The sequence below is a fragment of the Paractinoplanes toevensis genome (genome assembly GCF_018332695.1).
GTDB classification, from domain to species: domain Bacteria; phylum Actinomycetota; class Actinomycetes; order Mycobacteriales; family Micromonosporaceae; genus Actinoplanes; species Actinoplanes toevensis.
Map to the genome: position 1 here is coordinate 14,165 of NZ_BOQN01000138.1, position 17,713 is coordinate 31,877.

Sequence of the window (17,713 nt, forward strand, 5' to 3'; positions counted from 1 at the left end):
CTGACCACCTTCGTGCCGTACCGACCCGGTCGGTGCGGCACGATGGTGCGATGACTGGGCGTGTGCGGGCCCCCGAGCTGCGGGGCCGTGGCTGGCTGAACACCGGCGGTAAGGACCTGACCCTGGCCGACCTGCGCGGCAAGGTCGTGGTCCTGGATTTCTGGACCTTCTGCTGCATCAACTGCCTGCACGTTCTCGACGAGCTGCGCCCGCTCGAGGAGCGGTTCGGCGACGCCGTCGTGGTGATCGGCGTGCACTCACCGAAGTTCGAGCACGAGCGGGACCCGGTGGCGCTGGCCGCCGCCGTCGAGCGCTACGGCGTGCACCACCCGGTGGTCGACGACCGGGACATGCACCTCTGGCAGCAGTACGCGGCGAAGGCGTGGCCCACGCTCGCGGTGATCGACCCGACCGGTTACCTGGTGGCGTCGATGGCCGGCGAGGGGCACGCGGAGGGCCTGTCCCGCCTGATCGAGGAACTGATCACCAAGCACGAGGCGGCCGGCACGCTGCACCGCGGCACCGGCCCGTACGTCCCGCCGCCCGCGGTCGACACCCTGCTGCGTTTCCCGGGCAAGGCGATCGAGCTGCCGGACGGCAACCTCCTGGTGTCCGATTCGGCCCGGCATTCGCTGGCCGAGGTGTCCGCGGACGGCGAGACGCTGGTGCGCCGGTTCGGCAGTGGCGAGCGGCACGGGCCGTTCAACGAGCCGCAGGGTCTGCTGCTGCTCCCGGCCGAGGTCGCGACGAGCGTCGGCTACGACGTGCTGGTCGCCGACACGGTCAACCACCAGCTGCGCGGCCTCGCGCTCGCGACCGGCGAGATCACCCTGGTGGCGGGCACCGGCAAGCCGTGGCGCTCGGCCGTCGACGGTCCGCAGGACGCGTTGTCCGCCGACCTGTCCTCGCCGTGGGACCTGGCCTGGTTCGACGGCAAGGTCATCATCGCGATGGCCGGCATCCACGAGCTGTGGTGGTTCGAGCCACAGGCGAAGACCATCGGGGTGTACGCCGGCACGACCGTCGAGTCGCTGCGGGACGGCCCGATCCCCGATGTGTGGATGGCCCAGCCGTCCGGCCTTTCGGTGGGCGGCGACCGGCTGTGGATCGCCGACAGTGAGACGTCGGCGCTGCGCTGGATCGAGGCCGGGGTGATGCACACGGCGGTCGGTCAGGGCCTGTTCGACTTCGGTCACGTGGACGGCCCGGCCAAGGAGGCGCTGCTGCAGCACCCGCTCGGGGTGGCCGCCCTGCCGGACGGTTCGGTGCTGGTGGCGGACACCTACAACGGCGCGATCCGCCGCTTCGACCCGGTCACCGACGAGGTGTCGACGGTCGATTCCGGCCTGAACGAGCCGAGCGACATCGTCGTCACCAGGACCGGCGACGTCATCGTGGTGGAGTCGTCGGCGCACCGGTTGACCCGGCTGGCGCCCGGCGTGGTGAAGACGGTCACCGGTGAGCGGCACCGGACCGAGCGCCCGCCGTCGGCGGTGGCTCCCGGCGCCTTGACCCTCGACGTGATCTTCACGCCGGCTCCCGGGCAGAAGCTGGACACCCAGTTCGGCCCGTCGACCCGCCTCGAGGTGTCCGCGTCCCCGCCGGAGCTGCTGCTCGACGGGGCCGGCACCACCACCGACCTGTCCCGCGCCCTGGTGATCAACCGGGCCGTGCCGAAGGGTGTGCTCCAGGTGGTCGCCCAGGCCGCGACCTGTGACGTGGACGAGGAGTTCGCGGCCTGCCACCTGACCCGCCAGGACTGGGGTGTCCCGGTCGTGGTGACCCCGGACGGCCCGTCCCGTCTGCCGCTGGTCCTGCGCGGCCTGGACGAGGACTAACTCCAGGAGACGAACGGCGCGAGGGTGCGGCCGGCCTTGACGAGGCCGGCCCGCACCTGTTCGGCCAGCTCGACCGCGCCGGGTGTGTCACCGTGCACGCAGATGGACGCCACGTCGCAGGGGACGACCACCCCGTCGGCCGTCTCGACCTGCCGGGAGACGGCCATCCGGACGGCTCGGGCAACCACGAGGTCCGGGTCGTCGACGATCGCGCCGGCCACCGTGCGGGGCACGAGCGTTCCGTCGGGACGGTAGCCGCGATCGGCGAAACCCTCGCCCACGGCGGTGAGACCGGCCGCCGCGGCGAGCCGCGCCAGCGCCGATCCGGGCTGGCAGAGCACCGGCAGCGCCGGGTCGTAGGCCCGCACGGCCGCGACCACCGCGGACGCCTGCCCCTCGTCGACGGCCGCCGTGTTGTAGAGCGCGCCGTGCGGCTTGACGTAGTCCACCTGCCCGCCGGCCGCCCGGCAGAAGGCCTCCAGCGCACCGATCTGGTACAGCACGTCGTCGTGCAGTTCGGCCAGGTCGTAGTCGATCCGGCGGCGGCCGAAGCCGGCCAGATCGCGGTAGCCCACCTGGGCTCCGATCGCGACGCCGCGCGCCACCGCGGCGTCGCAGATCCGGTGCATGGTGGACGGATCGCCGGCGTGGAAACCGCATGCCACGTTCGCCGAGGTGACGATGTCGAGCAGGGCCTCGTCGTCGCCGAGGGTCCAGCGGCCGAAGCCCTCGCCCAGATCGGCGTTCAGATCAATCGAGCTCACGGAAACGCACCGTACTACCCGGCCGGGCTTGCGCGAGCGGGGTCACGTCGTCGACCACCCCGATCACCGGGTAGCCACCGGTGGTCGGGTGATCGGCCAGGAAGATCAGCGGTTGGCCGTCGGCGGGCACCTGCACGGCACCCAGCACCACGCCCTCGGAGGGCAGTTCGCCGGCCTTGGCGCGGGTCAGGGCGCTGCCGGCCAACCGGCAGCCGACTCGGTTGCTCATCGGCGAGACGGTGTACGCCGAGGCGAACAGTTCCGCGGCCACGAACCAGTCGTCGCGCGGTCCCCGCCGTACGCCCAGAAGCAGTTCGTCGACCGCCTGCGCCGCCGCCCGGGCCGGCGGCGAACCACCGGTGAGTTCGCCGATCGGCAGGGTCATGCCGTCGGTGAGCTTGGCCGGCCCGAGGCCGGAGAGGGTGTCGGTGGAGCGGCTGCCGAGCACCGGCTCGGCGGCTATCCCGCCGGCCACCGCGAGGTAGGACCGCACCCCTCGGGTGGCCCGGCCGACGTCGAGCACCGCCCCGGCCGGCACGTCGATCACCTCGCCGTCGACCGGCACCTTGTCGAGCCGCACCGTCGCGACCGCGCCGGTGATCGCGACGCGGGCCGCCCGCTCGAAGCGCAGCGCGCAGCCCATCAGGGTCGTCTCCAGCCCGGCGGCGGCCGGCGGGTTGCCGACCAGGGCGTTGGCCCGGCGCAGCGCCGGCTGGTCGAGTGCGCCCGAGTGCGGCACGCCGAGGTGGGCGTATCCCGGCCGGCCGAGGTCCTGCACGGTGGTGAGCGGCCCCGGCCGCACCACGGTGATCACGCGGGGACCAGCCGCACACGAGTGCCGGGGGTGAGCAGGGCGGGCGGTTCCGCCCGTACGTCGAAAAGCGCCTGGCCGGTGCGGCCGACCAGCCGCCACCCGCCCGGTGAGGCCGTGGGGTAGATCCCGGCGTAGGGGCCGGCCAGGCCGACCGCGCCGGCCGGAACGCGAGGCCGCGGAGCGGCGAGCCGGGGCACCGACCACCCCTCCGGCAGACCACGCAGATAGGCGAAGCCCGGAGCGAAGCCGCAGAACGCCACGAGGAGTTCGGTGGCGACCAGCCGGCTCACGGCCTCGGAAACGCTTACGCCCCACAGCTCGGCGACGTCCGGCAGATCCTCTCCGTCGAATGTGGTGGAGATCTCAATGAGAGGTTTTTCGGCTCCCTGAGAGGCCGCCGGTTCCGGCCATTCGCCCAGCAAGGCGGCGGTTCCCGGCGCAACGCCGTCAAGGAGGACGGTCCGGGCACCCGGGACGATGTCGGTCACGATCAGCTCGCCGGCTTCCCGTCGGCGCCAGAACTCGGCCCGCCAAGCCTCGACCTGTTCACCGTCGCGACACTCGATCACCAGTGCCGAAGGTCCCGCCGGAAGTACTCTCATGACGATCATCCTGCCGTGAGTGGCTTCACTACTTGCCAGTAACTTACGGTGCCGTAACCTAGGAGCCGTGACGACCTCAGCACCGTTCCGGATGAAGCCGGCCGACCTCGGGAAACCCCGTCTGCGCGGCCGCCTGCACCAGTACGCGTTCTTCGTCGCCATCGTCGGCGGCATCGTGCTCTGCTCGATCGCCCTCGGCCGGCCGGGCATCGCACCCTTCGTGAGCTGCCTGATCTACAGCATCACGGTGTGCGGCCTGTTCGGGATCAGTGCGCTCTACCACCGGCTGACCTGGAGCGAGCGCGGCTACCAGATCATGCGCCGGATGGATCACTCGATGATCTTCATCTTCATCGCCGGCACCTACACCCCGTTCTGCGTCGAGCTGTTGCATCCCGGCAAGGCGACGCTGATGCTCAGCCTGATTTGGGGCGGCGCGCTCGGTGGGGTGGCGCTCAAGGTGATCTGGCCGCACCTGCCGCGCTGGGCCGGTGCTCCGCTCTACGTGGCGCTGGGCTGGGCGGCGATCGCCATCCTGCCCGACGTGCTGCACCGCGGCGGCGTGGCCTGCCTGGTGCTGCTGATCACCGGCGGCGTGATCTACACGGTCGGCGCGGTCTTCTACGCGCTGCGCCGGCCGAACCCGTGGCCGGAGATCTTCGGGCACCATGAGTTCTTCCACGCCTGCACGCTGGTGGCGGCGATCTGCCACCACATCGCGGTCTACTTCGCGCTGTACGCGTCGTAGGCGTCCCGGGCCGCCTGGACGTCCTCGATGTGCGTCTCGGCCCACTTCTCCAGGCCCTCGACCAGGCCGTAGAGGCTCTGACCCAGGCCGGTCAACGCATAGTCGACGCGCGGCGGCACGACCGGATGTACCGTCCGGGTGATCAGACCGTCCCGCTCGAGGCCGCGCAGCGTCTGGGTGAGCATCTTCGGGCTGACGCCCTGGATCCGGTTGGCGAGCTCGGTGTATCGGTGCGAGCCGTCGGCCAGCATCACCACGATGAGCACGCTCCAGGTGTCACCGATCCGGTCCAGGATCTGCCGGCTCGGGCAGTCTTTGGCGTACGCGCTGGTCTCCACGCTGCTAACTATCTCTCAGGTGAGTACTGCACTTCAAGGTGCCCACTATCTATTGGGAAGTGACCGCTGACCTGCGACGTTGACCCTGGAAACCGCAAGAAGGAGATCAGAAAATGACCATCGTCGTCACCGGTGCCACCGGACACCTCGGCCGCCTCGCCATCGAGTCCCTGCTCGCCAAGGGCGTACCGGCCGCCGACATCGTCGGTCTCGGCCGCCAGCTCGACAAGATCGCCGACTTGGGGGTGACCACCAAGCACGTCGACTACGAGGACGTGGACGCCCTGACCGAGGCGTTCACCGGCGCCGACAAGCTGCTGTTCATCTCCGGCAGCGAGCCCGGCAAGCGCGTCGCGCAGCACACCAACGTCGTCACCGCGGCCAAGAACGCCGGCGTCGGCCTGGTCGTCTACACGAGCATCCCGCGGGCCGACACCACCGACATGAAGCTGGCCGAGGAGCACCGGGTCACCGAGCAGCTGCTGGCCTCCTCGGGCCTGCCGCACGTGTTCCTGCGCAACGGCTGGTACATCGAGAACTACTCGGTCGAGCAGGCGCTCGCGCACGGCCTGGTCGGTGCGGCCGGCGACGGCCGGATCTCCGCCGCGACCCGCGCCGACTTCGCCGAGGCTGCGGCGTCCGCCCTGGTCGGCGAGGGACACGTGGGCAAGGTGTACGAGCTGGGCGGCGAACCGTTCACGATGACCGAGCTGGCCGCCGAGATCTCCCGCCAGTCCGGCAAGGAGGTCACCTACACCGACCTTTCCCCGGAGAAGTACATCGAGGTGCTCGTCGGCGTCGGGGTGCCCGCGCCGTTCGCGGAGATCCTGGCCGACTCGGACCGGGCCGCCGCAAAGGGTGCGCTGTTCGTCGAGCGCACCGACCTGGAGTCGCTGCTCGGCCGCCCGGTGACGCCGCTCGCGACCGCCATCGCGGCCGCACTCAGCTGACACACACATGCGCGACGCCGGCCGCACCGCCGAGGGGGAGGGGCGGTCGACCGGCGTCGCGAGTCCTGCTTTGATCAGTAGCCGGGAGGCGGCGGCACGTCGTCGCGCCGGGTCTCGCGGTATTCCGCGGCGTACCCCGGTCCCGCGACCGGCTGAGTCGACTGCCGGGTCACCACCGTCCGGCGGCGGTTGTTCCAGAACCACAGTGTGATGATCAGGCCGACCAAACCGGCGGCCATCAGGATCCATCCAATGACATTGATGTCCAGCCCGCTGATGTCAGCGTTGACGGCGAACGCCAAAATCGCCCCCACCGCCAGCAGGAAGATGCTTCCGCCGATGCCCATCGCCGCTTCTCCTTGATCCTCACCGAGGTCAATGCGTCGACAGGTGTGTTACCCAGGCGTTCCCATTCTCAATCAGGCAAGCTGTCCACATGAGCGCACGGACCCTCGTCATCCTCCGCCACGCCAAGGCCGAGACCCCGGGTGACGACCCCGACTTCGACCGCAAGCTGACCACCCGCGGAGAGACCGACGCGGACGCGGCCGGTGCCTGGCTCGCCGACGAGCGCATCCACCCCGACCTGGTGTTCTGCTCACCGGCGGCGCGCACCCGGCAGACCTGGCAGGGCGTCTCGATCGCGTTGGCGCAGGCCCAGACCGGGCAGGTGTCGCCCGAGGTCCGCTACGAGAAGAGTCTGTACGCGGGTGGCCGCACCGAGGTCTTCGATCTGCTCCGGACAGTGCCCGACACGGTCCGCACGGTGCTCGTGGTCGGGCACAACCCGACCGTGTCCGAGGTGTCCGTCCTGCTGGTCCCGGACGAGCAGTGGGACGGCCGGCAGATCGAGCTGCGCACCGCCGGCCTGGCCGTGCACCGCGCCGAGGGCTCGTGGGCCACGACGGAGCCCGGTTCGATGTCCCTGACCGGGCGGCACACGGCCCGCGGCTGAGCGACTACTTCCGATTACCAGGTGCGGGTGGTCGTGTAGCGCACGTTGCCCACCTTGTCGTACGCCCGCACCTGGATCTTCACGGTCTTCTTGGTCTTGTAGGTCAGAACGTAGGACGCCGTGCCGTCGGTCGCGACCACTTTGCCGTTGACCAGCAGCTGCACCTTCGCGATGCCACTGGCGTCGGACGCCTTCACCGAGACCTTGCCCGTCTTCTTCACAGTGCTGGTGATCGACACCGCCGGCGCCGTGTTGTCCGCGACCACGTAGCGCGTGTAGAAGCGCTGGTTGCCCAGCTTGTCCACGAGCCGCCAGATCAACTTCACCGTGCCGCTGCGCGTCCCGGTCTTCACCGGCAGCGAATACGGGTACGTCGTGTCCGACCCGACAAAGGTGTCGTTCACGTACAGCTGCGCGGTCCACAGCCCACTCCGGTCCTGCACGCCGTAGATGGTGCTGGTGAACGTCCCCCGCACCCGTGTGTTTGCGGCCGGCATCAGAGCCGTCGCGGTCGGGCCGGCGTTGTCCAGCACCACGTGCCGGGTCAGCCAGGTCGTGTTGCCGACCTGGTCGGCCAACCCCACCGTGATCAGGCCGGCCGACGTCGGCGTGGCCGTGCCGGTCCATCGGTCGGTGCCGGCGACGTGCGTCAGCGCGACGCCGTTCGCCCCCACCGACGCGACGTCCGCCGGGTTCGTCGAGGTGACCACCACGGTGAAGCCGTCGCGAACGTGACTGTCTTCGACCGGCTGCACGATCTGCCCGGTCGGCGCGATGGTGTCGAAGACGACCGTCGTGCTTCGCTCGGCGACGTGCCCGGCGTAGTCGTAGGCACGGATCACCACCTGGTGCGGGCCGTCCGCGCCGGGAAGGGTGGCCGGTAGCTGGATCTGCCGCAACCAGGGCCACCAGTTCGCGACCACGGTGCCGTCCAGCAGCATGTCCATCCGCGCGACGGCGTGATCATCGGTGGCCACCGGCGTGACCAACACGTTGTGGGTCGGGCCGACCAACTGGTTGTCGGTCAGCCCGGTCGTGACGACCTCCGGGCTGCCGGTGTCGGTTGCGCCGAGGTTGACCAGCAGCCGGGTCGCGTCCAGCACCGGCGCGTAGTAGCTGGGCACGGCGGGGACCTGATTGGCCGACTCGGTGATCCGCCGGTGCAGCTCGACCGCGGTGAGATCCGGCTCGATCGCGTAGGCGAGGGCGGCCGCTCCGGAGACGACGGCCGTCGACGCGGACGTGCCGACGAGAGGACTCGTCGTGCCGGCCGGGTTGAGCGCGTAGCCGATGCCGGGCGCGCTGACGTCGACCCAGTGGTTGCTCGGGGTGTTCAGGTTGGAGTAGGTGCTCGGCAGGCCGGTGTAGCCGACCGACCCGACCGCGAGCACCGAGTCGATCGCCGCCGGATAGCCGATGTACGGCGTCGTCGGGTCGTGCCCGGCCGACGCGACGACCAGTACGTCCTTGGTTGCTGCGTGGTCGACTGCCTCGCGCATCAGGGTGTCGACGCTCGGGGCGCTGGCCGAGACGTTCACGATCTTGGCGCCGTGGTCGGCGGCCCAGACGATGCCGGCCGCGACGTCCGAGGCGTACCCGGTAGCTCCGCCGGCCGCGTTGGTCCGCAGCGCCCGGATCGGCATGATCCGGCACTGTCCACACACACCCGTGCCGCCGACGCCGTTTCCGCCCTGAGCCGCAATGATGCCGGCGACCTGCGTTCCGTGGCTGCCGGTGTCGGTCGGGTCGCTGTCGCCGTCGACGAAGTCGTAACCCTCGGCGAGCCGGTCGGCCGACACGTCCTGGGTGGGCGTCACTCCGGAGTCGACGACCGCCACGGTCACCGACGGACTCCCGGTCGTCCACGTCTGCGCACCGGGGATCTGGCTGACCCGCTGACCGACCGCGATAGCCGGGTCGAGCGGATCGCCGTCCGAGTGCACCAGGTAGTCCTTCAGCGCGTAGCGGACGCCCGGCTCGGGCCATGATCGTAAACGACGCAGGCCGGCCCGGACGTCCTTGTCCGAACCGGCCTGTGCCGTTTTTCAGGAGAGTGGGAAAAGGTCTAGGTCAGAACGCGTCCTCGGACAGGTCCATCAGGTCCAGGACGGTGTTCTCGATGATGCGGCGGTCGGAGCCGACGCGCGGCAGCACCTCGCGGACGAAGAACCGGGCGGCCGCCACCTTGCCCTCGTAGAAGTTCTTGTCGGCGGCCGACACCTCGCCGCCGAGCGCCTTGAGGGCCACCTCGGCCTGGCGCAGCAGCAGCCAGGCGAGCACGACGTCGCCGAGCGCGAGCAGGACCCGGCGGGAGCTGAGGCCCACCTTGTACAGCTCGCGGGTCTCGCCGCTCTGCACCGAGGCCAGCCAGCCCATGGTCGCGCCGAGGATCTGCTGCATCTCGCCGAGCGCCTTGCCGAGGCCGAGCCGCTCCTCCTTGAGCTGGCCGTTGCCGGCCTCGCTCGTGACGAACTCCTGCATCTCACCGGCGATGACGGCGAGCGCCTGACCCTGGTTCTTCACGATCTTGCGGAAGATCAGGTCGAGGCTCTGGATCGCGGTCGTGCCCTCGTACAGAGTGTCGATCTTCGCGTCCCGGACGTACTGCTCCAGCGGGTAGTCCTGCAGGAAGCCGGAACCGCCGAAGGTCTGCAGCGACTCGTGCCCGAGCAGTTCGTACGCCCGCTCCGAACCGACGCCCTTGACCAGCGGAAGCAGCAGGTCGTTGACCTTGCTCGCGGCCTTGGCCGTCTCGGTGTCACCGGCCGCCTCGGCGATGGCGATCTTGTCCTGCCAGGTGCCGGTGTAGACGACCAGGGCCCGCAGGGCCTCGGAGTACGACTTCTGCAGCATCAGCGAGCGGCGTACGTCCGGGTGGTGGGTGATCGTGACGCGCGGCGCGGCCTTGTTGTCGTTCTGCACCAGGTCGGCGCCCTGGACGCGGTTCTTCGCGTACTCCAGGGCGTTGAGGTAACCGGTCGACAGGGTCGCGATCGCCTTCGTGCCGACCATCATCCGGGCGTACTCAATGATCATGAACATCTGCCGGATGCCGGCGTGCACCTCGCCCAGCAGCCAGCCCTTGGCGGGGGTCCCGTGCTCGCCGAAGGTCATCTCGCAGGTGTTCGAGACCTTGAGGCCCATCTTGTGCTCGACGTTGGTGGCGTAGACGCCGTTGCGCTCACCGAGCTCACCGGTCTCCGGGTCGAAGTGGTACTTCGGCACGATGAACAGCGACAGGCCCTTGGTGCCCGGACCGCCGGCACCCTCGACGCCGACCGGGCGGGCCAGCACGTAGTGGATGATGTTGTCGGTCAGGTCGTGCTCACCCGAGGTGATGAAGCGCTTGACGCCCTCGATGTGCCACGAGCCGTCCGCCTGCGGAATGGCCTTGGCCCGACCGGCGCCGACGTCCGAGCCGGCGTCCGGCTCGGTGAGCACCATGGTCGAGCCCCACTGCTTCTCGACGAAGAGCTTGGCCCACTTCTTCTGGTCCTCGGTGCCCTCCTGCTCCACGACGTGCGCGAAGGAAGGACCGGACGAATACATCCAGACCGGGGCGTTGGCTCCCAGCACCATCTCGGCGAGCGACCACCACATCGCCCGCGGCGCCAGCGTGCCACCCAGCGAGGAGGGCAGGTCGAGGCGCCAGAACTCGGCGGCCATCCACTGCTCGAACGACTTCTTGAACGACTCCGGCAGCGGGGCCGTGTGGGTCGCCGGGTCGAAAACCGGCGGATTGCGGTCGGCGTCGGTGTAGCTCGCCGCCAGGTCCTCGGTGGCGAGGCGGTTCACCTCGGCGAGGACGTCGCGCGCGGTCTCCGCGTCGATCTCGTCGAACGGCGCCTGGCCGAACGCCCGATCAGCCCCGAAGACCTCGAACAGATTGAACTGGAGGTCCCGAAGGTTGCTCTTGTAATGGGTCATGTTGCTGGCCCCGCTCTCCGAACGACGCGAGTGAAAACGCGAGTTACCCGTCAGTAACTCCCACTGTATTACCCATCGGTAGAAGGCGACAAGCCGCGAGCGGTTCTGTGACCAACCGGCGGATCGCACATTCAGTCCGGCCGATCGGGTGGTCGCCGGTACAGCCGTTCGGCCATCGTTCGGTCGGCTACGTATCGAGGCGTCTCGTGGGTCGTTGCATCGAATAGAGAGTCTTCGCCGCAAGACATACAGGGGGACACCATGTTCGCCGCAATCAAGAACCTGATTCCCGAGCCTCGTCAGGCAGACCAGCCACGGCACTACACCGGACGGCACCGCCGGGCCGAGCCCGTGCCGGTAACCGCCGGCCCGGTGGGGGACAAACCCAGCGAAGAGGCGGAAACCGCCGCCGCTTAACTGCCGGCGGCACCGACCTCCCAGCTAGGCATGGGTACGGTCGGGCCGTCGTCAGGTCCCGCGTACTCCAGCAGCACCAGGGCGATGTCGTCCTCGAGACGGCCGTGCACCCAGTCAACCAGCGCGGCCTCCAGCGACGCCAGCCCGTCCCCGACCGTGCCGTGGCCGAGCAGCCGCCACGCGCGATCCGCGGTGGGGAAGAATTCACCCTCCCGGCGCGCCTCGCCCAGCCCGTCGGTGAACAGCAGCAGCCGGTCGCCCGGCTCGAGCCGCTCCACCCGCACCTTGACCTCGGGCATGAAGCCCAGCGGCGGCGCCGGCGACGGCGGTTCCAGCGGAATGACCTGGCCGCGCCGCAGCAGCAACGGCGCCGGATGTCCACAGTTGACGATCGTGAGCGTGCCCCCGCGCTCCTCGACCAGCGCGGCCGTCACGAAGTCCTCGTCGCCGACGCTGCGGGCCACCGCGCGGTCCAGGTCGGCCACCATCATCTTCAGATCGGCCCGCTCGTAGGCCACGTGCCGATAGGACCCGAGCACGATGCTGGCCAGCCGGACCGCGTCCAGCCCCTTGCCGCGCACGTCCCCGATGATGATGCGCACCCCGTACGGCGTGTCCAGCGCTTCGTACAGGTCGCCGCCGATGTCGGCGGCCGCGGTCGCCGAGATGTACCGCCCCGCCACCGCGAGCGCACCCACCCGCGGACCCACGTCACGCAGCACCGCCTGCTGGGCCACCGCCGCGAGTTTCTGCAGCTCGACGATCCGGTCGGCCTGCCGCTGCCGGATCGTCGCCACGGTCGCCGCGATGCCGGTGGCCAGTATGATGCCGGCGATCGTGACCGGGCCGGCCATGCCCTGGGCGCTGTCCGACCCCACGAAGATCGTGCCGACGACGGTGGCGAGCACTCCCGCCACCAGCACCGTCTGCCAGAAGGCGAAGACGGCGGCGAGAAAGGGAACAGCCGCGAGCAGGCCGACGAAGTGGGCCCGCGGCCCGTCGGCGAGCTCCACGGCGGACACGACAGCGAGCAGCACGAGGGCCGCGCCGAGACCGGCGCGGGATCCTGGGCTGAGCGGGCGACGGCCCGGCGGAAGAGTAGGCATGGTTACGCCGAACAGCATGCCCGATCAGAGCGAGTCACTGCATCAACTTGACGCGTAGTCTGACTCGGTTCTGACCACCCGTTACTCCCTGTCGGCCGGACGGCCCCGTGACGGTGACAGGATGTTCCGATGGCAGTCGATCTAGGTGATCGCCTTCGGGCCGCGTTCCGCTGGACCGACCCCGGCGACGGCACCGGATATCTGGTCAGCAACCGCTCCGGCTGGTGGCGTGATCCGCTGATCATCTCTGGCCTCGGGGACGCGCTGGGCGCACTCTTCCGGGAATCCTCGCCCACCGTCGTCGTCTCCCCCGAGGTCACCGGTTTCCTGCTCGGGCCGCTGGTCGCGCGGGCGCTGGGCGCCGGCTTCGTGGAGGCCTACCGGGCCGGCGTGCGCCGGCCCATCGCCGAGCCGATGCGCTGGGCCACGGTGCCCAGCGACCATCGCGGCGAGGAGCAACTTCTGGGCGTACGGGAGGGCCTGATCGCGCCGGACGACCGGGTGCTCGTGGTCGACGACTGGGCGGCCACCGGAGCCCAGATCCGGGCCCTCCGCTCCTTGCTGGGCGACAACTATGTCGGCGCCGCCGTGATCGTCGACGAGTGCCCGCCCAAGGTCGCCGCCTCGCTGACCATTCGCGGACTGCTCCGCGGTTCTGACCTCTAGGCAGCCGTTATGCCAACCGGCCTAGGCTCGGCCGGAAGCCGGTAGCCGTGTACTCCGCGACGCCCTGCTTGATGTACGGGTCGTCGGCCATCAGCTCGCGCGCCTCCGCCTCGGTGTCCGCCTCGATCATCACGAGACCACCCACCGGCGGGTCCTGCCGCCCGGCGATCACCAGCTTGCCGCGCTGGATCAGACCGTCCAGAAAGGCCAGATGCTCCTCGCGGACCTTGTCGACCTCGTCCACCGGGGCCAGGTACTTCGAGATCATCACGTACACGGTGACGCTCCTCTCCCGCGCTTTCTGCGCCCGGCAATCGTACGATCCGGGGGTGAACGAATTCGGGCGCTATGGCATCTGGGTGTCCAGCCGGCACTGGCCCACCGAGGCGGACGAGATCGCCGCGGCGGCCCGGGAGCTCGAAGACCTGGGCTTCGGCTCGGTCTGGATCGGCGGCAGCCCGCCCGACGACCTGCGGCTGCCCGAGGCCGTGCTGGCCGCGACCGAGCGCCTGGTGGTGGGCACCAGCATCGTCGACATCTGGCACAGCCAGGCCGAGCCCCTGGCCGCGAGCCACCAGCGCATCCGAGCCCGCTTCCCCGGCCGCTTCTACCTGGGCATCGGCTCCGGCCACGCCCCCACCGCCGAGTCGCTGGGCCAGCGCTACGTGAAGCCGCTGAGCCGGCTGCGCGAATTCCTCGCCAGTCTGCCCGACGTCCCCCAGGACGAGCTCATGATCGCCGCCCTGGGCCCGAAGACCGTCGCCGCGGCCCGCGACCTGACCGCCGGCGCCCTGCCCTACCTGATGCCGCCGTCGCACACGGCCAAGGCCCGCGAGATCCTCGGCCCCGACCGCCTGCTCATCCCCGAGCAGAAGATCTTCCTGGGCACCGACGCCGAGGAGGCCCACGAGGTGGCCCGCCAAATGGCCCGCACCTACCTGGCCCTCCCGAACTACACGAACGCCCTGGCCCAGGAGGGCCTGACCGCGGACGACCTGGCCGGTTCCGGCAGCGACCGATTCCTCGACCAGGCCGTGCTCTGGGGCCCCGACGACAAGATCCGGGCCGGCCTCGACGCCCACCTGACCGCCGGCGCCGACCACCTGGCCATCCAGGTCCTGCCGGCCGACTCCGCCACCCGGCTCCCCCGCCCCGAGTGGCGCCGCCTGGCCGGGATCCTCGGCATCTGAGGTTCCGTCCCGGTAGATCCGGCTCCGCCGACCGGCCGATATCTGGGCAAGGTGCGGAAAAGTTACATTTCAGTGATGTTCCTGCAGATCACCGCTTCGTCGGACGCCCGGCTGGTCGCCTCGGCGGTTCGGCGTGGGCTGCGGCCGTTCGTGATGACCGCGCGCGGGCTCGGCTGGGCCGCCATCGCCCTCGCGCTGCTCCTCCAGGTGGTCGTCGGCGGCAGTTACCTCACGCTGGTGCTGGTCGGCGCGCTCATCGCGGTCGGCATCCCGATGCTGCTCATCAACGCGGGCACCCGGGACGCACTCCGCGACGGCGACCTCACCACCTACGAGATCACCGACGGCGGCGTCGCCAGTTCCAGCCTCGCGAGCCGGCACGCGTACGCCTGGAATGCCTTTCAGTTCGTCGAGGAAGCACCCGGCCAGCTGATCTTCGGACGCAGTCGCACCCGCTTCCTTCCGATCCCCACCGGCACCCTCACTCCGGCCCAGATCGAACAGGTCCTCGGCACCGCGGCCGGGCACGGTCTGCGGGTCCGTCGCGCTTAGCGCTCCGGTTTCCAACCCATGATGTACGCCTGGGGCTGGCCCTCGCAGTCTTCGGCCGCCCGCACCAGCCGCATCGTCTCGGTGAACCCGGCGGCGGTCATCACGTCGGCTACCTGCTGGGGCGGAAGCCAGTAGACGTCCAGGTCGATCTCATGGCCGTACCCCCTGGTCAGCGCACGCTTCTCGGAGCCGGCCTTGAAGCCCAGCAGCACCCGGCCGCCCGGCCGCAGCACCCGGAAGAACTCGGCCAACGCCGCCGGCCACAGCCGCGGTGGGGTGTGTACCAGCGAATACCAGGCGACCAGGCCGCCCAGGCTGTCGTCCGGAAGATCGAGTTCGAGCAGCGAGCCGACGCTGAACGGGATGTCCGGATGCACCTCGCGGGCGACGTCGATCATGCGCGGCGACAGGTCGATGCCCCTGATGTCCAGACCCAGCTTCGCCAGATGGCCGGTGATCCGCCCCGGCCCGCAACCCACCTCGACCACGGGCCCGTCCACCACCTCGGCGAACCCGCCGAGCACCGCGCGTTCCCAAGTGGAACGGGCAAGTTCGTCCCGGAGTACCACGTGATAATCGGCTGCTACCACGTCGTACGCAATACGGGTTTTGTTGAGGTATTTTGCGGTTTCCCGGTCGATCATCGCGCCAGTCTGCCGCAGCGCGCGACCGTCAGGCGGTCGGCCAGACCCGGAAGTTCTGCGCCGAGCGAGACGGCGTCGGACCGCGTTGGCCCTGGTAGCGCGAGCCGTAGATGGACGAGCCGTAGGGGTGCTCGGCCGGGCTGGACAGCCGGAAAATGCAGAGTTGCCCGATCTTCATGCCCGGCCACAGCTTGATCGGCAGATTGGCCACGTTGGACAGCTCCAGCGTGACGTGCCCGGAGAAGCCCGGGTCGATGAACCCGGCCGTCGAATGCGTCAGCAGCCCGAGACGGCCGAGCGAGCTCTTGCCCTCGAGCCGGCCCGCCAGTTGCTCACCCAGTGTGATCACCTCGAGCGTCGAGGCCAGCACGAACTCCCCCGGGTGCAGCACGAACGGCTCGCCGTCGCCGACCTCCACCTCCGCGGTGAGATCGTCCTGCTGCTCGGCCGGGTCGATGTGGGTGTAGAGGTGGTTGTTGAACACCCGGAAGAACCGGTCCAGCCGGACGTCGATGCTGGACGGTTGCATGAGCGCGGGGTCGAACGGCTCCAGGGCGAGATCGCCCGACTTGATCTCGGAGACGAGGTCACGGTCGGAGAGCAGCATCGGGACACCATACCGACCTGCCCCTTCGGCGTGTTTAGCTGGGCGTGTCGAACAAGTGTTCGATAGAATCGTCCACATGGCTTCCTGGTCCGACTTCACCTCCGCCGACCCCACCCTGGCGGCAGCCATCCGCGCCCTGTTCGAGCAGTACGGTCCGGGCCTCGCCTACCTGGCGACGATCCGCGCCGACGGCGCCCCGAGGCTGCACCCGGTCTCCCCGGTCTTCACGGACGAGGGCCTCTACTGCTTCATAGTCGCGTCACCCAAACGGGGAGATCTGGCCCGAGACGGCCGTTACGCCCTGCACTCGTTCCCACCGGAGGAGTGCGACGACGAGGCCTACCTGACGGGCGTCGCCACCCGAGTCAAAAACCCACTGGTGATCGCCACGCTGTCGGAGGCGCTGCGCGCGTCCCCCGGGGTCGACTGGCACCTCTACGAAATGCACGTCGAGACAGCAACCCTCCGCCGCCACGGCCCAGCCGGCGCCATCCCCCTGGCAGCAAGTCCCGGCGCCGCGCGACCGACCAGCCGCACGTGGAGAGCCGAGTTATCCCGCCCCTTGGCCTACGCCGGCTAACGCGAGCCACTCCCGCCACACGGCACCACCATCAGGTACAGTGATCCCGCTACGCGGGTGTAGTTCAATGGCAGAACATCAGCTTCCCAAGCTGACAGTGCGGGTTCGATTCCCGTCACCCGCTCGTCTCCGAGGAGCCCCTGTCCGCAAAGTGCGCGGACCAGGGGCTCCTCGCATATCTACCTGGGGGGCGACCCCCCAGACCCCCACCGTGCGGTGGGTGCGCTGAGCGCGTCGGACCGGCTGTGTGCCATTAACGTGCCATTGGCTCGCCTCGGCAACTGTTCCGCGACCTGTGGCCGGCCGCTCGGTCGGGCGTTTGCTCGGCTTGCGGGGGCCGCCTTGACCGCCTTGTCGCCCGCGGCGAACAGCTCCGATCCGCATCTTGCGCATACGCCCCGAACTGTTCGAATGTGGCCATCGGATCGTTCTGGCTGGCGACCAGGATCGAGCGGAAGGGCAGCGGCTGCCGCGGCACGGTGCCGACGAAGCCGTCGAAGATCTCCGGAGGCGCCGGAGTCCAGCCCGGTTCCGCGTACGGCGGCGTGACCAGCAGAGCAGCACGGACGGGACCGGTGTGTTCACTGGCCCAGACGGCGACGACGAGGCAGCCCGCACTGTGCGCGACGAGGATCGCCGGCTCATCATCGGCGCTGATCGCAACACGCAGCGCAGCAACCCGGTCGACAGCGAGGAAAGGCGGCCCGGGCGCCTCGGGCGCCAACGTGCGCATCGTCGTTGACCCAGCCGCGTGACCAGTGATCGGCGGAAGGAACTCCCCCGAACACCCCGTCAGTCGACCAGAAAATCTGGGTTGCAGCGCCTAGACATTCTTCCCGTCGCTGGGTAATGTTCCTCCCGTCGACAGCGAGATCGTTTGAAGACGCAGACGAATCACGCCGAGCGTCAAGCAGGGCCCGGAACGTTTCGTGGCTCGCTCGGCAACCGTGGTGGACCACGTCCCCACACGTAGCAAGGCAAGGCAAGGCAAGGCAAGTGCACGACAAGACCTTGA

At 69.7% G+C, this 17,713-nt stretch carries 21 protein-coding genes and 1 tRNA gene; 10 read left to right on the plus strand and 12 right to left on the minus strand.

Annotated features, from left to right (window positions below):
* Nucleotides 1-50 precede the first annotated feature (50 nt).
* Entirely contained in the window at nt 51-1,838 is a 1,788-nt protein-coding gene (locus tag Ato02nite_RS45025; protein WP_213012866.1) for an NHL domain-containing thioredoxin family protein, read from the plus strand.
* On the opposite strand, the gene Ato02nite_RS45030 is transcribed toward Ato02nite_RS45025, so the two are convergent.
* From Ato02nite_RS45030 to Ato02nite_RS45040, 3 genes are read right to left on the minus strand one after another with little or no spacing between them, the layout of a single operon-like run.
* Complete coding sequence (locus Ato02nite_RS45030) at nt 1,835-2,593, minus strand: LamB/YcsF family protein (RefSeq protein ID WP_213012887.1); 759 nt, start codon at nt 2,591-2,593, stop codon at nt 1,835-1,837. The two genes, Ato02nite_RS45025 and Ato02nite_RS45030, sit on opposite strands and share 4 nt — an antisense overlap.
* Nucleotides 2,589-3,515 carry a 5-oxoprolinase subunit C family protein gene (locus Ato02nite_RS45035; RefSeq protein ID WP_438873120.1) on the minus strand — a complete coding sequence of 309 codons (927 nt, stop codon included), beginning with the start codon at nt 3,513-3,515 and terminating at the stop codon, nt 2,589-2,591. The genes Ato02nite_RS45030 and Ato02nite_RS45035 overlap by 5 nt, the downstream gene beginning before the upstream one ends.
* Complete coding sequence (locus tag Ato02nite_RS45040; protein WP_213012868.1) at nt 3,413-4,018, minus strand: 5-oxoprolinase subunit B family protein; 606 nt, start codon at nt 4,016-4,018, stop codon at nt 3,413-3,415. Before Ato02nite_RS45040 ends, Ato02nite_RS45035 begins: the two co-directional genes overlap by 103 nt.
* Before the next feature lie 67 nt (nt 4,019-4,085).
* Here Ato02nite_RS45040 and trhA point away from each other — a divergent pair, with 67 nt between their 5' ends.
* Complete coding sequence (gene trhA, locus Ato02nite_RS45045; RefSeq protein ID WP_213012869.1) at nt 4,086-4,766, plus strand: PAQR family membrane homeostasis protein TrhA; 681 nt, start codon at nt 4,086-4,088, stop codon at nt 4,764-4,766.
* On the opposite strand, the gene Ato02nite_RS45050 is transcribed toward trhA, so the two are convergent.
* Entirely contained in the window at nt 4,742-5,104 is a 363-nt protein-coding gene (locus Ato02nite_RS45050) for a winged helix-turn-helix transcriptional regulator (RefSeq protein WP_246608120.1), read from the minus strand. The genes trhA and Ato02nite_RS45050 overlap by 25 nt on opposite strands.
* 113 nt (nt 5,105-5,217) lie before the next feature.
* Between Ato02nite_RS45050 and Ato02nite_RS45055 the strand changes: the two genes are divergently transcribed.
* Complete coding sequence (locus tag Ato02nite_RS45055) at nt 5,218-6,054, plus strand: SDR family oxidoreductase (RefSeq protein ID WP_213012870.1); 837 nt, start codon at nt 5,218-5,220, stop codon at nt 6,052-6,054.
* Nucleotides 6,055-6,128: 74 nt separating this feature from the next.
* On the opposite strand, the gene Ato02nite_RS45060 is transcribed toward Ato02nite_RS45055, so the two are convergent.
* Nucleotides 6,129-6,401, minus strand: coding sequence for a DUF6458 family protein (locus Ato02nite_RS45060; RefSeq protein WP_213012871.1), 273 nt, complete (start codon nt 6,399-6,401; stop codon nt 6,129-6,131).
* An 89-nt stretch (nt 6,402-6,490) separates the two neighbouring features.
* On the opposite strand from Ato02nite_RS45060, the gene Ato02nite_RS45065 reads away from it, so the two are divergent.
* The gene (locus tag Ato02nite_RS45065; RefSeq protein ID WP_213012872.1) at nt 6,491-7,009 is read left to right on the plus strand and encodes a SixA phosphatase family protein; all 519 of its coding nucleotides are present in this window, start codon (nt 6,491-6,493) and stop codon (nt 7,007-7,009) included.
* Between the two features lie 14 nt (nt 7,010-7,023).
* Here the strand turns inward: Ato02nite_RS45065 and Ato02nite_RS45070 are convergent, their stop codons facing one another.
* Both Ato02nite_RS45070 and Ato02nite_RS45075 read right to left on the minus strand, forming a co-directional pair.
* Nucleotides 7,024-8,952 (minus strand): S8 family serine peptidase, encoded by a 1,929-nt coding sequence (locus tag Ato02nite_RS45070; protein ID WP_213012873.1) that lies wholly within the window; start codon nt 8,950-8,952, stop codon nt 7,024-7,026.
* 127 nt (nt 8,953-9,079) lie between these two features.
* Entirely contained in the window at nt 9,080-10,936 is a 1,857-nt protein-coding gene (locus tag Ato02nite_RS45075; RefSeq protein WP_213012874.1) for an acyl-CoA dehydrogenase, read from the minus strand.
* Between the two features lie 261 nt (nt 10,937-11,197).
* On the opposite strand from Ato02nite_RS45075, the gene Ato02nite_RS45080 reads away from it, so the two are divergent.
* Entirely contained in the window at nt 11,198-11,353 is a 156-nt protein-coding gene (locus Ato02nite_RS45080; RefSeq protein ID WP_213012875.1) for a hypothetical protein, read from the plus strand.
* Here Ato02nite_RS45080 and Ato02nite_RS45085 read toward each other — a convergent pair.
* Nucleotides 11,350-12,477: a PP2C family protein-serine/threonine phosphatase gene (locus Ato02nite_RS45085; RefSeq protein ID WP_213012876.1), complete on the minus strand. Its 1,128-nt coding sequence runs from the start codon at nt 12,475-12,477 to the stop codon at nt 11,350-11,352. The genes Ato02nite_RS45080 and Ato02nite_RS45085 overlap by 4 nt on opposite strands.
* 111 nt (nt 12,478-12,588) lie before the next feature.
* Here Ato02nite_RS45085 and Ato02nite_RS45090 point away from each other — a divergent pair, with 111 nt between their 5' ends.
* Nucleotides 12,589-13,125, plus strand: a complete 537-nt coding sequence (locus tag Ato02nite_RS45090) for a phosphoribosyltransferase (protein ID WP_213012877.1) — start codon at nt 12,589-12,591, stop codon at nt 13,123-13,125.
* A gap of 7 nt (nt 13,126-13,132) precedes the next feature.
* Here Ato02nite_RS45090 and Ato02nite_RS45095 read toward each other — a convergent pair whose 3' ends face one another.
* On the minus strand, nt 13,133-13,393 hold the full coding sequence (locus Ato02nite_RS45095; protein ID WP_213012878.1) for a YciI family protein: 261 nt from the start codon (nt 13,391-13,393) through the stop codon (nt 13,133-13,135).
* Nucleotides 13,394-13,454: 61 nt separating this feature from the next.
* Here Ato02nite_RS45095 and Ato02nite_RS45100 point away from each other — a divergent pair, with 61 nt between their 5' ends.
* Both Ato02nite_RS45100 and Ato02nite_RS45105 read left to right on the plus strand, forming a co-directional pair.
* Nucleotides 13,455-14,315 (plus strand): LLM class F420-dependent oxidoreductase, encoded by an 861-nt coding sequence (locus tag Ato02nite_RS45100; protein WP_213012879.1) that lies wholly within the window; start codon nt 13,455-13,457, stop codon nt 14,313-14,315.
* A 75-nt stretch (nt 14,316-14,390) separates the two neighbouring features.
* Entirely contained in the window at nt 14,391-14,867 is a 477-nt protein-coding gene (locus Ato02nite_RS45105) for a YcxB family protein (protein ID WP_213012880.1), read from the plus strand.
* Here Ato02nite_RS45105 and Ato02nite_RS45110 read toward each other — a convergent pair.
* Complete coding sequence (locus tag Ato02nite_RS45110) at nt 14,864-15,511, minus strand: class I SAM-dependent methyltransferase (RefSeq protein ID WP_213012881.1); 648 nt, start codon at nt 15,509-15,511, stop codon at nt 14,864-14,866. The two genes, Ato02nite_RS45105 and Ato02nite_RS45110, sit on opposite strands and share 4 nt — an antisense overlap.
* A 28-nt stretch (nt 15,512-15,539) precedes the next feature.
* Nucleotides 15,540-16,118 carry a dCTP deaminase gene (gene dcd, locus Ato02nite_RS45115; RefSeq protein WP_213012882.1) on the minus strand — a complete coding sequence of 193 codons (579 nt, stop codon included), beginning with the start codon at nt 16,116-16,118 and terminating at the stop codon, nt 15,540-15,542.
* A gap of 76 nt (nt 16,119-16,194) precedes the next feature.
* Between dcd and Ato02nite_RS45120 the strand changes: the two genes are divergently transcribed.
* Both Ato02nite_RS45120 and Ato02nite_RS45125 read left to right on the plus strand, forming a co-directional pair.
* Nucleotides 16,195-16,698 carry a pyridoxamine 5'-phosphate oxidase family protein gene (locus tag Ato02nite_RS45120; RefSeq protein ID WP_213012883.1) on the plus strand — a complete coding sequence of 168 codons (504 nt, stop codon included), beginning with the start codon at nt 16,195-16,197 and terminating at the stop codon, nt 16,696-16,698.
* Nucleotides 16,699-16,751: 53 nt separating this feature from the next.
* Nucleotides 16,752-16,822, plus strand: a tRNA-Gly gene (locus Ato02nite_RS45125).
* Between the two features lie 129 nt (nt 16,823-16,951).
* Here Ato02nite_RS45125 and Ato02nite_RS45130 read toward each other — a convergent pair.
* Nucleotides 16,952-17,518: an RBBP9/YdeN family alpha/beta hydrolase gene (locus Ato02nite_RS45130; RefSeq protein ID WP_498371296.1), complete on the minus strand. Its 567-nt coding sequence runs from the start codon at nt 17,516-17,518 to the stop codon at nt 16,952-16,954.
* Nucleotides 17,519-17,713 lie beyond the last annotated feature (195 nt).

What these genes read in the sequence shown, in the direction of transcription:
- Ato02nite_RS45110 (WP_213012881.1), bottom strand. Translation starts at nt 15,511, where the DNA reads ATGATCGACCGGGAAACCGCAAAATACCTCAACAAAACCCGTATTGCG.
- Ato02nite_RS45090 (WP_213012877.1), top strand. Translation starts at nt 12,589, where the DNA reads ATGGCAGTCGATCTAGGTGATCGCCTTCGGGCCGCGTTCCGCTGGACC.
- Ato02nite_RS45055 (WP_213012870.1), top strand. Translation starts at nt 5,218, where the DNA reads ATGACCATCGTCGTCACCGGTGCCACCGGACACCTCGGCCGCCTCGCC.
- Ato02nite_RS45120 (WP_213012883.1), top strand. Translation starts at nt 16,195, where the DNA reads ATGGCTTCCTGGTCCGACTTCACCTCCGCCGACCCCACCCTGGCGGCA.
- Ato02nite_RS45075 (WP_213012874.1), bottom strand. Translation starts at nt 10,936, where the DNA reads ATGACCCATTACAAGAGCAACCTTCGGGACCTCCAGTTCAATCTGTTC.
- dcd (WP_213012882.1), bottom strand. Translation starts at nt 16,118, where the DNA reads ATGCTGCTCTCCGACCGTGACCTCGTCTCCGAGATCAAGTCGGGCGAT.
- Ato02nite_RS45025 (WP_213012866.1), top strand. Translation starts at nt 51, where the DNA reads ATGACTGGGCGTGTGCGGGCCCCCGAGCTGCGGGGCCGTGGCTGGCTG.
- Ato02nite_RS45065 (WP_213012872.1), top strand. Translation starts at nt 6,491, where the DNA reads ATGAGCGCACGGACCCTCGTCATCCTCCGCCACGCCAAGGCCGAGACC.
- Ato02nite_RS45085 (WP_213012876.1), bottom strand. Translation starts at nt 12,477, where the DNA reads ATGCTGTTCGGCGTAACCATGCCTACTCTTCCGCCGGGCCGTCGCCCG.
- Ato02nite_RS45095 (WP_213012878.1), bottom strand. Translation starts at nt 13,393, where the DNA reads ATGATCTCGAAGTACCTGGCCCCGGTGGACGAGGTCGACAAGGTCCGC.
- Ato02nite_RS45080 (WP_213012875.1), top strand. Translation starts at nt 11,198, where the DNA reads ATGTTCGCCGCAATCAAGAACCTGATTCCCGAGCCTCGTCAGGCAGAC.
- Ato02nite_RS45040 (WP_213012868.1), bottom strand. Translation starts at nt 4,018, where the DNA reads ATGAGAGTACTTCCGGCGGGACCTTCGGCACTGGTGATCGAGTGTCGC.
- Ato02nite_RS45105 (WP_213012880.1), top strand. Translation starts at nt 14,391, where the DNA reads ATGTTCCTGCAGATCACCGCTTCGTCGGACGCCCGGCTGGTCGCCTCG.
- Ato02nite_RS45060 (WP_213012871.1), bottom strand. Translation starts at nt 6,401, where the DNA reads ATGGGCATCGGCGGAAGCATCTTCCTGCTGGCGGTGGGGGCGATTTTG.